15 protein-coding genes are annotated in these 14,309 nt (G+C 58.8%); 6 read left to right on the forward strand and 9 right to left on the reverse strand.

Annotated features, from left to right (window positions below; translation table 11 throughout):
- Genes arnC through arnF form a run of 6 tightly spaced genes read left to right on the forward strand, consistent with a single transcriptional unit; the run spans position 1 to position 6,253 of the window.
- Positions 1-984, forward strand: a complete 984-nt coding sequence (gene arnC, locus N7922_RS01490) for an undecaprenyl-phosphate 4-deoxy-4-formamido-L-arabinose transferase (RefSeq protein ID WP_263098948.1) — start codon at positions 1-3, stop codon at positions 982-984.
- Complete coding sequence (arnA, locus tag N7922_RS01495; protein WP_263098949.1) at positions 981-2,966, forward strand: bifunctional UDP-4-amino-4-deoxy-L-arabinose formyltransferase/UDP-glucuronic acid oxidase ArnA; 1,986 nt, start codon at positions 981-983, stop codon at positions 2,964-2,966. The genes arnC and arnA overlap by 4 nt, the downstream gene beginning before the upstream one ends.
- Positions 2,963-3,862, forward strand: a complete 900-nt coding sequence (arnD, locus tag N7922_RS01500) for a 4-deoxy-4-formamido-L-arabinose-phosphoundecaprenol deformylase (protein WP_263098950.1) — start codon at positions 2,963-2,965, stop codon at positions 3,860-3,862. The genes arnA and arnD overlap by 4 nt, the downstream gene beginning before the upstream one ends.
- On the forward strand, positions 3,862-5,520 hold the full coding sequence (gene arnT / locus N7922_RS01505; protein WP_263098951.1) for a lipid IV(A) 4-amino-4-deoxy-L-arabinosyltransferase: 1,659 nt from the start codon (positions 3,862-3,864) through the stop codon (positions 5,518-5,520). Before arnD ends, arnT begins: the two co-directional genes overlap by 1 nt.
- Positions 5,517-5,855 carry a 4-amino-4-deoxy-L-arabinose-phosphoundecaprenol flippase subunit ArnE gene (gene arnE / locus N7922_RS01510; protein WP_061492789.1) on the forward strand — a complete coding sequence of 113 codons (339 nt, stop codon included), beginning with the start codon at positions 5,517-5,519 and terminating at the stop codon, positions 5,853-5,855. Before arnT ends, arnE begins: the two co-directional genes overlap by 4 nt.
- Positions 5,852-6,253 (forward strand): 4-amino-4-deoxy-L-arabinose-phosphoundecaprenol flippase subunit ArnF, encoded by a 402-nt coding sequence (arnF, locus tag N7922_RS01515; RefSeq protein ID WP_263098953.1) that lies wholly within the window; start codon positions 5,852-5,854, stop codon positions 6,251-6,253. Before arnE ends, arnF begins: the two co-directional genes overlap by 4 nt.
- On the opposite strand, the gene acpT is transcribed toward arnF, so the two are convergent.
- From acpT to N7922_RS01560, 9 genes are read right to left on the reverse strand one after another with little or no spacing between them, the layout of a single operon-like run.
- A complete protein-coding gene (gene acpT / locus N7922_RS01520) occupies positions 6,207-6,794 on the reverse strand; it encodes a 4'-phosphopantetheinyl transferase AcpT (RefSeq protein ID WP_263098954.1) in 588 nt (195 codons plus the stop codon). The genes arnF and acpT overlap by 47 nt on opposite strands.
- A gap of 3 nt (positions 6,795-6,797) precedes the next feature.
- Entirely contained in the window at positions 6,798-8,027 is a 1,230-nt protein-coding gene (locus N7922_RS01525) for a beta-ketoacyl-ACP synthase (protein ID WP_263098955.1), read from the reverse strand.
- Positions 8,024-8,755 carry a 3-ketoacyl-ACP reductase FabG2 gene (locus tag N7922_RS01530; RefSeq protein ID WP_263098957.1) on the reverse strand — a complete coding sequence of 244 codons (732 nt, stop codon included), beginning with the start codon at positions 8,753-8,755 and terminating at the stop codon, positions 8,024-8,026. Before N7922_RS01530 ends, N7922_RS01525 begins: the two co-directional genes overlap by 4 nt.
- A complete protein-coding gene (locus tag N7922_RS01535) occupies positions 8,752-9,243 on the reverse strand; it encodes a 3-hydroxy-fatty acyl-ACP dehydratase (RefSeq protein WP_263098958.1) in 492 nt (163 codons plus the stop codon). Before N7922_RS01535 ends, N7922_RS01530 begins: the two co-directional genes overlap by 4 nt.
- Positions 9,240-10,409, reverse strand: coding sequence for a beta-ketoacyl-[acyl-carrier-protein] synthase family protein (locus tag N7922_RS01540; RefSeq protein WP_263098959.1), 1,170 nt, complete (start codon positions 10,407-10,409; stop codon positions 9,240-9,242). Before N7922_RS01540 ends, N7922_RS01535 begins: the two co-directional genes overlap by 4 nt.
- 1 nt (position 10,410) lies before the next feature.
- The gene (locus N7922_RS01545) at positions 10,411-10,995 is read right to left on the reverse strand and encodes a DUF3261 domain-containing protein (RefSeq protein WP_263098960.1); all 585 of its coding nucleotides are present in this window, start codon (positions 10,993-10,995) and stop codon (positions 10,411-10,413) included.
- Positions 10,992-13,313: an MMPL family transporter gene (locus N7922_RS01550; protein ID WP_263098961.1), complete on the reverse strand. Its 2,322-nt coding sequence runs from the start codon at positions 13,311-13,313 to the stop codon at positions 10,992-10,994. The genes N7922_RS01545 and N7922_RS01550 overlap by 4 nt, the downstream gene beginning before the upstream one ends.
- Positions 13,282-13,887 carry an outer membrane lipoprotein carrier protein LolA gene (locus N7922_RS01555; protein WP_263098963.1) on the reverse strand — a complete coding sequence of 202 codons (606 nt, stop codon included), beginning with the start codon at positions 13,885-13,887 and terminating at the stop codon, positions 13,282-13,284. Before N7922_RS01555 ends, N7922_RS01550 begins: the two co-directional genes overlap by 32 nt.
- Positions 13,884-14,306 (reverse strand): acyl-CoA thioesterase, encoded by a 423-nt coding sequence (locus N7922_RS01560; protein ID WP_263098964.1) that lies wholly within the window; start codon positions 14,304-14,306, stop codon positions 13,884-13,886. Before N7922_RS01560 ends, N7922_RS01555 begins: the two co-directional genes overlap by 4 nt.
- Positions 14,307-14,309 lie beyond the last annotated feature (3 nt).

The raw sequence follows: 14,309 nt of genomic DNA on the forward strand, positions 1-14,309 counted from the left end.
ATGTTTATCCTGCCTCCCGTTGAAAAAGTCTCCGTGGTGATCCCGGTCTTTAACGAAGAAGAGAGCTTACCCGAGCTGATCCGTCGTACAACCGGCAGTTGCGACACTCTCGGTATCGACTATGAAATTCTGCTGGTGGATGACGGCAGCAGCGACAACTCGGCGCAGATCCTCACTACGGCAGCAGAACAGCCCGGTAGCCATACCGTGGCGGTGCTGCTGAACCGTAACTACGGCCAGCACTCCGCAATCATGGCGGGCTTCAGCCATGTGACAGGCGATTTGATCATCACACTGGATGCCGACCTGCAAAACCCGCCGGAAGAGATCCCGCGGCTGGTGGCGAAGGCGAACGAAGGTTATGACGTGGTGGGCACCGTGCGTCAGCATCGCCAGGACAGCGTGTTCCGCAAAATGGCGTCACGCACCGTTAACCGGTTGATCCAACGGACCACCGGTAAAGCGATGGGGGATTATGGCTGCATGTTGCGTGCTTATCGCCGCCATATTGTCGACGCTATGTTGCACTGCCATGAGCGCAGCACCTTCATTCCGATCCTCGCTAATACCTTCGCCCGTAAAGCGGTGGAGATCCCGGTGCAGCACGCCGAGCGCGAGTTTGGCGATTCGAAATACAGCTTTCTGCGTCTGATTAACCTGATGTACGACCTGGTGACCTGCCTGACCACCACGCCGCTGCGCTTGCTCAGCGTTGTGGGCAGCGTGATTGCCCTGGCGGGCTTTTCGCTGGCGGTGTTACTGGTGGTTTTACGTCTGGCATTTGGCCCGCAGTGGGCAGGCGAAGGCGTGTTTACGCTCTTTGCCATCCTGTTTACGTTTATCGGCGCGCAGTTTATCGGTATGGGGCTCCTTGGGGAGTACATCGGCCGTATCTACAACGATGTTCGCGCCCGTCCACGCTATTTTATTCAACGTGTTGTTCGTCAGGAGCATGACGCTCCGCAAGAGGAAAATAATCAATGAAAGCTGTTGTCTTTGCCTATCACGATATGGGTTGTGTCGGCACTCAGGCGTTGCTGGACGCCGGGTTTGAGGTTGCGGCGATTTTTACCCACCCGGACAGCGCCAATGAAAACCACTTTTTCGGTTCCGTCGCGCGCATTGCCGCAGAACGCGGTATTCCGGTGTATGCCCCGGAAGACGTTAACCACCCGCTGTGGGTCGATCGCATTCGCGATCTCAACGCGGATGTGATCTTCTCGTTCTACTACCGCAATCTGCTGTGCGACAAGATCCTCAACAGCGCGCGTCTCGGCGCGTTTAATCTGCACGGTTCCCTGCTGCCGGCCTACCGTGGACGTGCGCCGCTGAACTGGGTGCTGGTGAACGGTGAAACGGAAACGGGCGTGACGCTGCACCGCATGGTGGCGCGTGCCGATGCGGGCGCGATTGTGGCTCAGCAGAAAGTCGCCATTGCCGACAGCGATGAAGCGATGTCGCTGCACCGTAAACTGAGTGAAGCCGCGCAAACGCTGCTGCGTAGCGCGCTGCCTACCATTAAAGCGCAGACCTTCACGGAAACTGCGCAGGATGACAGCAAAGCCAGCTACTACGGTCGTCGTACCCCGGAAGATGGGCGTCTCGACTGGGAACTGCCGGCGCAAACCCTGCACAACCTGGTGCGTGCGGTATCTGACCCGTGGCCGGGCGCATACAGCTTTGCCGGGACACACAAATTTATCGTCTGGAAATCCCGCGTGCGTAACGACATTGCTGCGGCCAGAGCCGGTACAGTGCTGTCGGTCTCTCCGCTGGTGGTGGCTTGTGCTGAAGGCGCGCTGGAAATTCTCACCGGGCAAATGGACAACGGCGTCTATATGCAGGGTGGGCAACTGGCGCAGTCTCTCGGTCTGGTGGCCGGTGCGCTGTTAACCAGCAAGCCAGTGGTTGCGGTGAAACGCCGCACGCGCGTATTGATCCTCGGCGTGAACGGCTTTATCGGTAACCATCTGACTGAACGCCTGCTGAATGACGATAACTACGAAATTTATGGTCTGGATATTGGTTCAGACGCCATCAGCCGTTTCCTCGACTGCCCGCGTTTCCACTTTGTGGAAGGCGATATCAGCATTCACTCCGAGTGGATCGAGTACCACATCAAGAAATGCGACGTGGTGCTGCCGCTGGTGGCGATCGCGACGCCAATCGAATACACCCGCAACCCGCTGCGCGTATTTGAACTTGATTTTGAAGAGAACCTGAAAATCATCCGTGATTGCGTGAAATACAATAAACGCATCATTTTCCCGTCTACTTCAGAAGTGTACGGCATGTGCACCGACAAAGTGTTCGACGAAGACAACTCCAACCTGGTGGTCGGTCCGATCAACAAACAGCGTTGGATCTATTCGGTGTCCAAACAGCTTCTGGACCGGGTGATTTGGGCTTATGGCGAGAAAGAGGGCCTGCGCTTTACGCTGTTCCGTCCGTTTAACTGGATGGGGCCGCGCCTGGATAACCTCAATGCGGCGCGTATCGGCAGCTCACGTGCGATCACCCAACTGATCCTCAACCTGGTGGAAGGGTCGCCGATCAAGTTGATCGAGGGCGGCAAGCAAAAACGCTGCTTCACCGATATCAGCGACGGCATCGAAGCGCTGTTCCGCATTATTGAGAACAAAGAAGGGCGTTGCGACGGGCAGATCATCAACATTGGTAACCCGGAGAACGAAGCCAGTATTAAAGAACTGGCAGAAATGCTGCTGGCAAGCTTCGAGAAGCACCCGCTGCGTGACCGCTTCCCGCCGTTCGCCGGTTTCCGCGAAGTGGAGAGCAGCAGTTACTACGGCAAAGGGTATCAGGACGTTGAGCACCGTAAGCCGAGCATTCGTAACGCGAAACGCTGCCTGCACTGGGAGCCGAAAGTCGATATGCGCCAGACCATTGATGAGACGCTGGATTTCTTCCTGCGTACCGTAGAACTCTCGGATGAGAAAAACGCATGAAGTCAGTCGGCTTACGCATTGATGTCGACACCTTTCGCGGCACCCGCGATGGTGTGCCGCGTCTGCTGACGTTGTTGAAAAAGCACAATATTCAGGCGAGCTTTTTCTTCAGCGTCGGGCCGGACAACATGGGGCGCCATATCTGGCGCCTGCTTAAGCCGCAATTTCTGTGGAAGATGCTGCGCTCGCGCGCAGCATCCCTCTACGGGTGGGATATCCTGCTGGCCGGTACGGCGTGGCCGGGGAAGATCATCGGCGAAGGTAATGCAGAGGTGATTCGCGCCACTGCGCAGACGCATGAAGTTGGCCTGCACGCCTGGGATCATCATGGCTGGCAGTGCTGGAGCGGCGTGTGGGATCAACCGAAGCTGGAAGCTGAAATCGAACGAGGCCTGTTGGCGCTGGAAATGATCATCGGTCGGGCCGTGACCTGTTCCGCCGTGGCGGGCTGGCGTGCGGATCAGCGGGTGGTGAAAGCCAAAAATGCGTTTAATTTTCGCTATAACAGCGACTGCCGCGGCACCCGACCTTTCCGGCCGCAGCTCACGGACGAGGAGTGCGCTGTCCCGCAGATCCCCGTGACGCTGCCGACCTGGGACGAGGTGGTGGGCACGCGCGTCGATGCGGCGAACTACAACCGTTTTATTCTTGACTGTATCCACCGGGATAACGGTACGCCGGTTTATACCATCCACGCGGAAGTGGAAGGCATTATCGGTGCAGACGGTTTTGATGAATTGCTGAGTATGGCCGCGCGCGAAGAGATCGCCTTTTGCCCACTGAGTCAGCTATTGCCGACGGATGTCAGCACGCTGCCGGTGGGGAAAGTGGTGCGCGGAGAAGTGGCTGGCCGGGAAGGCTGGCTGGGTTGCCAACAACTGTTGAGTACCAGGTAATGAAATCCACTAACGCTGTGTTGGGTCTGGTTGCGCTATTTGTTCTCTATTACCTTGTACCCCTTGAATACCGCCTGCTCTGGCAACCGGATGAAACCCGCTATGCGGAGATCAGCCGGGAGATGCTTAACAGCGGTGACTGGGTCGTGCCTCATTTCCTGGGGCTGCGTTATTTTGAAAAACCCATCGCGGGTTATTGGATCAACAGCATCGGTCAGTGGCTGTTTGGGCATAACAATTTTGCGGTGCGTTTTGGTTCTGTCTTTTCCATTACCGTTTCGGCGCTGCTGGTTGTGGCGCTGGCGTGGAAAATGTGGCGCGACAAAGCGATTGCCGTGCTTTCCTGCGTTATCTTTCTGACGGCGTTTCTGGTGTACGGCATCGGCACCTATGCCGTGCTGGATCCGATGATTACGCTGTGGATGACGCTGGCGATGTACAGCTTCTGGCTGGCTGCCCAGGCGCAAACGCGCGGTGGCAAATTCGCCGGTTATGCGCTGTTGGGCATTGCTTGCGGTATGGGCGTGATGACCAAAGGCTTCCTGGCGCTGGCCGTGCCGGTGCTGGGCGTGCTGCCGTGGGTGATAACGCAAAAGCGCTGGAAAGAGGTGCTGCTGTGGGGCTGGTTAGCCATTCTCTGCTGCGTGCTGACGGTGCTGCCCTGGGGGCTGGCGATTGCCGCGCGTGAAGCGGATTTCTGGCGCTACTTCTTCTGGGTCGAGCATATTCAACGGTTTGCCCAGCAGGATGCGCAGCATAAAGCGCCGTTCTGGTATTACATTCCGTTCCTGATTGCCGGAAGTTTGCCGTGGCTGGCGTTGCTGCCCGGTGCGCTGAAAACGGGCTGGATGGCGCGTAAGTCTGGTTTGCAAGAGGCTTTTTACCTGTTCGGTTGGGTGGTGATGCCGCTGCTGTTTTTCAGCATCGCGAAGGGTAAGCTGCCAACCTATATCCTGCCTTGTTTTGCGCCGCTGGCGATCCTGATGGCGCGCTATGCGCTGGCCCTCGCACAGACAGGTGGACGGGCATTGCGTATTAATGCGTGGATCAATATCGTCTTTGGTGTGGTCGGTCTTATCGCTGCGATTATCGTCTCGCCGTGGGGATTCCTGAAACACCCGGTGTGGATGCCCATTGAGCTGTATAAAGCCTGGCTGGCGGCCTTTGCCTTTGGCGTATGGGCGTTGTTTGGCTGGCTGGCGCTGAAAACCAGTGAACAGCGCTGGGCGCTGGCCGCGCTCTGCCCGCTGGGGCTGGCGCTGGTGGTGGGGACGGTGATCCCGGATAAGGTCATGGACTCCAAACAGCCGCAATTTCTCATCAACTTTGTTAACGATGCGCTGAAGCCAAGCCGTTACGTGCTGACTGACAATGTGGGCGTGGCAGCGGGACTGGCCTGGGAACTGAAGCGTTCCGATATCATTATGTTCGGCTCGCGCGGTGAACTGACCTATGGCCTGGCCTACCCGGATGCGAAAGATCGGTTTGTGGAGGAAGACAACTTCAGCGACTGGCTGGCGCAACGCCGTCAGCAGGGGGTTGTGTCGCTGGTACTGCATCAATCTAAACCGGATGACTTTACCCGGCTGCCGATCCCGAAGCCGGATAACGTCTATGTACAGGGGCGTATGGTCTTTATTCAGTATTATCCGCAATGATGAGCTGGTTGCTGCTCGCACTGGCAAGCCTGTTGAGCTGCGCCGGGCAACTGTGCCAGAAACAGGCGACGCGCCCGGCAACGCCCGGGCATCGCGGCAGGCACGTTGGCCTGTGGCTGGGGCTGGCGCTGGCCGCGTTGGGCGCGGGCATGGCGCTGTGGTTGCTGGTATTGCAGCGTCTTCCCGTCGGGGTCGCGTACCCGATGCTGAGCCTCAATTTCGTCTGGGTCACGCTGGCCGCGCGCTTCGTCTGGCGTGAGCGGGTGACCGCCCGCCATGCGGTTGGCGTGCTACTGATCATTATCGGCATTGTGCTGTTGGGGAGTTCGCTATGAAGGGCGTGGTCTGGGCGCTGATGAGTGTGTTACTGGTCAGTGTCGCACAGTTACTGCTGCGCTCGGCAATGCAGGTACTGCCGCCGGTTGCGCCCTCCTGGTCGTTTATCAGCGCTGTGCTGCAACCGCAGAAAGGGACGTTCATGCTGCTGCTTGGTTTGCTGGGGTATGTGGCGTCGATGGGATGCTGGTTTTTTGCCCTGCATCGCCTGCCGCTGAGCAAAGCCTATGCCCTGCTCAGCCTGAGTTATATTCTGGTGTGGGCTGCCGCCATCTGGCTTCCCGGCTGGCATGAACCGTTTTCGTGGCGTGGCGCGCTTGGCGTGCTGGTGATTGTGGCGGGCGTGCTGGTTATCTTTCTGCCGGGGGCGTCGCGAGCAGATCAGCCGAAAGCGTAAACGGCGTCGGCGTGCAGACTGACAGGCTCACCTCGCCAACCTGACAGTGGCTGACATTGAGATGAGGCGTGTTGCGGCTGTCAACGCTGACAATTTGCCAGGCACTGCCGCCGCGCTGCTTGATAATGGCTTCTTTGCGCGTCCAGATTTTCCAGAACGCCGCCAACTGCTGCTCTGGCTGCCATTGCTCCAGTTCATCATGTTCCGCCTGGCTAAATACCGCATTAGCCAGCGTGCGCCAGTTGGCGCGCGGGCGGATCACTTCAATATCGCAACCCACTTCGCCCTCATCGCTCAACAGTAGCGCGATGCGATCGCCACTGTGACTCAGGTTGAACCACAGCGGCGTCCCATTGACGAACGCCGGTTTGCCTTGCTCGCCGTAGACAATATCAGGTAGCGGAGAACACTCGCGCGCCAGCAACGCCCGCCCGGCAAGCCAGCTCTCCCGGCGTTTGCCCTGCGGCGCTTGTTGTCTGAGCGCGGGCGGAATGTCGCCTGTGCTCAGTGCGGAGATATGACCCAGTACTACCCGATACATACGTTATGCCCAACGTTTAATAATGATGGAGGTGTTGATGCCGCCAAAAGCGAAGTTATTGCTTTGCAGGTATTCGCAATCGATCCGGCGCGCTTCACCCTTGATGTAATCCAGTGCGCCGCACTGCTCATCCGGGGTGGTCAGGTTGAGCGTCGGCGCAAACCAGCCTTCACGCATCATTTGCAGGCTCATCCAGGCTTCCAGCGCGCCGCATGCCCCAAGGGTATGACCGAAGTAGCTTTTCAGCGACGAGATGGGAACATTATCGCCAAAGATGGCCGCCGTTGCCTGGCTTTCTGCAATATCGCCGCGATCGGTCGCCGTGCCGTGTGCGGAAATATAGCCAATATCCAGCGGGCTGAGCCCGGCAATGTTCAGCGCCTGCTCCATACAGATTTGCATGGTTTCCCGCTGTGGCTGGGTGATATGTGCGGCGTCGCAGTTGGTGGCAAAGCCGACGATTTCGCCGAAAATGGTCGCGCCGCGCGCCTTCGCATGTTCCAGCTCTTCCAGAATCAGCGTGCCTGCGCCTTCGCCGATCACCAGACCATCGCGGCTGGCATCGAACGGGGATGGCGTGGTTTTCGGTTCATCGTTGCGCTGGCTGGTGGCAAACAACGTATCAAACACCGCTGCTTCCGACGGGCACAGCTCTTCTGCGCCGCCTGCGACCATCACGTCTTGATAACCGTGACGAATCGCTTCCCAGGCATAACCAATGGCCTGGCTACCGGACGTACAGGCGCTGGAGGTGGGGATAACGCGTCCGCGCAGGCCGAAAAACAGCCCGGTATTCACCGCCGTGGTGTGCGGCATCATCTGCACATAGGTTGTGCCGGTGATGTTGTTGGTGTGTTTTTCGGTCAGCATGGTGGCGAACTCGCTCACCGGGCCGGTACTGCCGGTCGATGAGCCGTAAGCGATGCCGGTATTGCCGCGGGTTAATACCGGATCGTCAATCAACCCGGCCTGTTCCAGCGCCAGTTCGCTGGCGCGGGTGGAGAGCAGCGACACGCGGCCCATCGCACGGATACGCTTGCGGGTGTAGTGATCCGGCAACGTGAAATCATCAATCGGTGCGCCAAGCAGGGTATGCAGACCGTCGTAAATTTGCCACTCCGGCATTTTGCGGACGGCGTTTTCGTAGGCCAGCAGACGTTTTGACACCTCCTGCCAGCTCTGGCCAAAGGCGGTGACGCCGCCCATGCCGGTAATGACGACGCGACGTGTCATAACATTCCCCCGTTGATGGAAATAACCTGGCGGGTCACGTAACCCGCAATATCTGACATTAAATAGCTGGCAAGCCCGGCCACTTCTTGCGCCTGGCCCATACGTTTCATCGGGATGATCGCCATCGCTTCTTTCAGCGCGGCTTCTTCCATTTCAATCATGCCGGTATCAATCAGCCCCGGTGCGATGCAGTTGACGGTGATTTTGCGTTTCGCCAGTTCAATCGCCAGCGCTTTTGTGGCGCCGATAATACCGGCTTTTGCCGCACTGTAGTTAACCTGGCCGCGATTGCCCATCACCCCGGAAACCGACGAGAGGGTAATGATGCGTCCGCCTTTGCGCAGGCCAATCATTGGCATGATGCAGGGTTGAATCACGTTGTAGAAGCTGTCGAGATTGGTGTGGATCACCGCATCCCAGTCATCATCGCTCAGTGCCGGGAACGCCGCGTCACGAGTGATACCTGCATTGCTGACCACGCCATACCAGGCACCGTGCTGCTCAATATCCTGTTCCAGAACGCGGCGACACTGTTCGCGGTTGCCGACATCAAAACTCAGCAGACGACCCGCGCCGCCCGCCTGTTCAATAGCATGCAGCGTTTCCTGCGCACCGTTTTCGTCACGATGATAGTGCACGCCAACGGTAAAACCATCGGCGGCAAGGTGTTGGGCAATGGCGCGGCCGATGCCTTTACTGGCTCCGGTAACAAGTACGGAACGATTCATGCCTCTGCCCCTTTCGATGTGTGTGGTTGATGAAACAGCGAGCTAAGCTCGTCTTTCGTCGGCTGGAAGGTGTTGATGCGCCCGACAGAAACGGTGTCTGCGCCAATCTGGATAGTGCAGTCGAAGCTGCCGAAACGCGCATCCTGCATCAGCAGTTTGGCGTGCACATCCAGCACTGCGCCTGCGGGCAATGAGCCTGCGGCGCAGGTCAGCTCCCGCGCGCCGAGCACCATACCCAGCGCAATGCTCTCTTCGCCGCGTTGCAGGCGGTGCCAGCCGGACCAGACGCCAATGCACTGCGCCATCAGCTCCAGTGCATACCAGCCGGGCAGGTTGCCTTGTGCATCCATAAAGGGCGACAGCACGCCGCCCTGATTCACTCTCACCCGGCAGTGGGCATCGTCATCCGTTACCGAAATAACGTCTTCCAGCAGGATCATTGGCGCGTCATGGGGCAGATACTCCCCCGCCGTAAGGTACTGAATCATGTCACTCTCCCCAGCAAAATACTGGCGTTGTTTCCGCCAAAGGCGAAGGAGTTGGATAAAATGACCGGGTTCGCCAGTGGCTGTGCGCGCAACAACAGGCCGCAGGCCGGGAGCGTTGGATCGACAGGCCCGCGGCTAAAATCCTGAGGCGGCAGCGGCAGGTCGCGTTGCAGGATCAGCGCGCTCAGCGCCGCTTCCGTAATGCCCGCTGCGCCCAGCGTGTGCCCGGTTAAGTGTTTGGTGGAGCTGCACGGCACACCGTCGCCAAACAGCGCGTGCACGACCGCTGATTCAATCTGATCGTTGAGCGGTGTGGCGGTGCCATGCAGATTGATATACCCCACATCGGTCGGCGTGAGCCTGGCTTGCGCCAGCGCCATATTGATAGCGCGGATCGCCCCTTCGCCCTGCGGATGCGGTGCGGAAATATGCCATGCATCGCTGGATTCGCCGGTGCCGAGTAGCGCCAGCGGCTGCGGCTCACGGGTCAGCACCATCAACGCCGATGCCTCGCCAATCGTAATGCCGCAGCGGTCACGGCCAAACGGCTGGCACAGCGTAGGGGAAAACGACTCCAGACTGTTAAATCCGTTGACCGGCATCCGGCTCAGGGTATCTGCGCCGCCGACAATCGCCACATCCGCCAGACCGGCTTCAATCAGGCGATAACCATTGATAATGGCGCGCGCGCTGGAAGAGCACGCGGTGGAAACGGTAAACGACGGGCCTTCCAGCGCCAGCCAGCGGCTTAAAAAGCGCGATGGATCGCCCAGCTCCTGCTGTGGGTAGCGCCATGCAAGGCTCTCTTCCCCGTTGAGCGAAAGCCGGACATGCAGATCCCCTTCATCCAGACCGGAAGTACTGGTGCCCAGCACCACCGCCACACGGTCGCGGCCATAGCGGGCAATCGCCTCATCCACCGTTGGCTGGATTTGTTCCAGCGCCGCCAGCAGCAGTTGATTATTGCGGCTGCGGTGGGCATCCATCTGCGGCGGAATGGCGGGCAGTTCGCCGTCCACGCTGCCGAGCACCACTTCCGTTTGCCCCTGCAACCAGCCGGTACGGGTGTGCATCCCCGGCGCATGGCCGCGCGTCAGGTTGGTGGCTATCTCATCCAGGGTGCGTCCCAGCGCGTTCACCATGCCGATGGCGGAAATGTAGATCATCTCAGTCACCCAAATATTGAATGGTGATGTGGTATTTAAAGACATGCTGCTCGATGCTGATCGGCTCGCGTTTGCCTTTGCGTTGCAGGTAGGTGATTTCCGTCACCAGCTTCCCGCTCGCGTTACGCAGTTCGCGTTTATCGTCGTGATCGGTCAGCGTCCAGCCTTTTGGCAACTGCGGCTGCCAGGCGGCAATCGGCCAGTGGCTGATCATCACGTCGGCCAGTACCTGGCTGGCGGGTGGCAGTTGCGGCACGACGATCGACTGCTCGGTATGGATCCCGCGTTCGTCATAGGTGACGAGGAATAAACGGATCCCCACCGACGAGAGCCCGGCAAGGGTGATTTTTTTGTCGTCGGCGGTCATCATCACCAGCAATGACTGGGTTTGCCCGTTAAAACTGCCGGTTAATAGCTGCTGGGAGTTCACCGCTGGCGCGATCCCCGGTGCAGGCAGCGTCACGCGGGTTCCCGGTTCCAGCCACGCTTGCGGGCGGCTGCTGTCGGGGGTATGGGTTGAGTGGCTGCATCCGGTGAGCAGCAGGGCGGCGGCAAGCGCGACGCCAGTCCAGAGGGGGCGAATCATCGTTTTCTCTCTTTTTTTGCTGGCATTGCGAGGGGCGAAAGCAGGAAGGCGGTAAAAATACCGCTGACCAGCACAATGCCGAAACTGCTGATAGCCTGAGTGGCGCTGAACACCAGCATCCCCAGGGTGAGTAACGTGGTTATCATGGCCAGCGTGATAGCCAGCAATGAGGTAAGCGGCGTGCCGCGCGGGTTGCTGAAAAACAGCGTGTAGTTGATGCCGATCCCCAGTACCAGCACCAGCGCCAGCAGGGAAAACAGGTTCACCGCGTGACCGCTCAGTGATAACACCGCCAGCCCGCAACCGAGCGACAGTACTGATGGCACAAGGCTTATCAGCCCCTTTTTCCAGCCCAGACGCAGCATCGCGCCTGCGGCAATCACCGCCAGCGCCACGAACAGCAACCCGGTTAACACCAGCCGGTACAGCGCAAACAGTTCATCAAACGCGCTTTTGCGATCTACCCAGGCGATGCCCGGTTGCGTTTTTGCCAGCGCGCTAAGTGCGGCGCTGTCTTTAACACCGTCGACCGGGGCCAGCACGCCGCTTTGCCCACCGGGCAGCGTTAACCACAGTAACCGCCAGCCTTCACTGGCCGGACTGGCAAGCCACTGTTCAACGGTAACGCTCATCGGGCTGAGGTCTGGCGCAACATTTGCCATACCTGCGGCTTGTAGCGTGCGCGACACGGCAGGTGTCGCGTTTTTCAGCAGCTCCAGATCCTGCTGTTGTCGCGTCAGTGAGTTAATCGGGAGGGTGCGGAAACCCGAAATCATCCCCTGTTTGCGCGCTTGCTCCAGTTGCGGCGTAAACGCTTCTAACCGCTCCAGCGTTTGCTGCGGCGTATCGCCATAAATCACAAACCATTTCTGATCGACGCTTTGCCCGGTCAGCGCCGTGATGGCTTTCTCCTGCGCCAGGATCCCCTGCGGCAGCGCCTGTAACTGGCTGATATCGTCATTAATGCGCAGCGTAGCGAGACCGGCGAGAGAGAACAGCGCCAGTGCTACTGGCAGACCAACGGTGAGTTTTTTATTGCGCCGCCAGGCCGCCAGCCAGCGCAGAAGCAGCACCATGGCGGGCACCGGGCGCACCGGTAAACCGCGGCACAGCCACGGATGCCAGAAGATCACCGTCAGGCAGGAGGCGCTGAGACCGACGGCGGCGAAAATCGCCATCTGGCGGATGCCGGGGAAGGGGGCCAGCATCATGATCAGGTAGGCGACAACGGTGGTGGCCAGCGCCAGCAACAACGCATTACGCACTTTGGCGAGACTTTGCCATGGCGATGCCTCTGCGCCGTGCACCATCCGTTCAGTCAGGTAGTAAAGCGTGTAATCTGCTGAAATCCCGATGATGCTCAGGCTCATCACCAGCGTCATCAGATGCAGTTCGCCGAACAGGAGCAGCGTAGCGACGGTGCCCGCCAGCGCGCCAATGGCAATTGAAATCAGGCACAGCAGCAGGGGGCGCAGGGAGCGGAACACGGCGACAATCAGCGCAATCACGCCAAGAATAGTGGCGATGCCCAGCGTCGAGACATCGCGTTTGGCCTGCTGGCTGGCGTAATCGCTGTAGAATACCGTGCCACGCGACAGCAACTGTGCTTGCGGGAACCGGGCTTTCAGTTGCGCTTCCAGTGACGCTAGCGTGTTAACAAACTGGTGCGTTTGCTGCATATCGAATGAGGAACCCGCCAGTTCGCCATGCAGCAGATACCAGTCGTTGCCTTTATCGTCCTGCGTCACCAGCCAGCCATCCATCAGCCGCAGCTTCTGGCTGTTTTGCGCCATCGCAAGCTGTGCGCCGCGTATCAGCATCAACGGATCGTTTTGCAGCTCTTTACCGCTCACGCCGGAAAACGCCGAGTAGAGCTGCGTCAGCACCCATTGTGCCTGTGCGTCGCCGCCGTTTTGCAGACGCGCGCGAGTGGCGCTGTCGAGCAGGGCGTTACGATGCTGCCAGAAGAATGTGCCCCAGGCTTGCTGGCTTTGCGCATCCATCGGCCCTTTCAGGTTGTTCACCGCCTGCGACTGGTTGAGTAAGGAAAGCCAGTATTTCGCCGCCTCAGGATTGGCCTGTTTGCCGGGGCTGACCAGCCAGACCAATTGCTTGTCGAGGCGCTGCATAAAGCCATCGTTCAGCGCCGGGGGAAGCGTACCCATCGCCTGGGCAGGCAGCATCGCCAGCACGCTGCTGTTCATGCGCGCTTTCGGCAGCAGCATCAGCAGCATGCCGAGCAGCATCAGGCAGAGCAGTCCCCAGAGTAGCGCCGGACGCGGGGAGTTAGTGCGCGGCAAAGCGTTGGCGTTCGTCATTGGTCAGCGTGGTGGGCGTCAGTCGGTGTTGGGAAAAAGCGATATCGGTGAGATCGCCCTGTTTGTCGTTCAGGCGGATGCTGTCCAGATACTGCTGACCGGCAAGCTCGATAGAGGTGAAAATCTTATCCAGCGGCGTGGTGATCGGCGTCAGTTTCAGGGTCCAGCGTCCTGCGCCCACATCGTTAAAATCGATGCGGAAGTTTTGCTCCAGAACGGCGCGATCGGCCTGGAACAATGCACGCAGCAGGTGGTTAAACTGGAACATCTGCGGGTTGTTTTCGGCGGTGATCACCTGCGGCGGCTGACCGTTGATGATTTGCACCATCCGCGAGTCATCAAGCATGAGCGCCATCGGGAACGGCGCTTTTTGATCCCACAGCAAACCCTGGTCGCGTGCGATCAACATTTCGCCCTGCGAGCGCAGAGGCTGCGGCAGATCTTTAATGGTGCGGGTCTGGGTGAAATGCGCCCGCACCACCGGTTGTTCGGTAAAACGTTGTTGCAGCGTATCCAGCGTGATCGCGCCAACGAAGGGGCTGAGCAACAGCGCCAGCAAAGGCCAGTATTTCATGGTGTTACCCCCATACGTTCAAACAACACTGCCGGGCTGACAAAGCACATCTCACGGCTTTTTTCGTCCACCGCGACCTGAATAGTGTAACCGGTGGTGGTGCGTTTACCGCTGGCGGCATCAAAGATGTCATAAGCGATTTTCAGGCGGTTTTCGAACTCTTCCAGTTGGGCGCGCACGCGAAAATGCTGCTCAAAGGTCAGCACATCGCGGTATTTCACCCGGGTGTCCACCACCGGCCAGACATAGCCGGACGCTTTCATCTGGCGGTAGCCATAATCAAACTGATTCAGTAGCGCCTCGCGGGCAATCTCAAAGTAGCGGAAGTAGTTACCGTGCCACACCACGCCCATCATATCGACGTCGTGGAAGGGAACGGTCAGTTCTACTTCGGCGGTAAAACGCGGATCGTTTAACACCTG

The sequence above is a fragment of the Kosakonia sp. ML.JS2a genome (assembly GCF_025642095.1).
Taxonomy (GTDB): Bacteria; Pseudomonadota; Gammaproteobacteria; order Enterobacterales; family Enterobacteriaceae.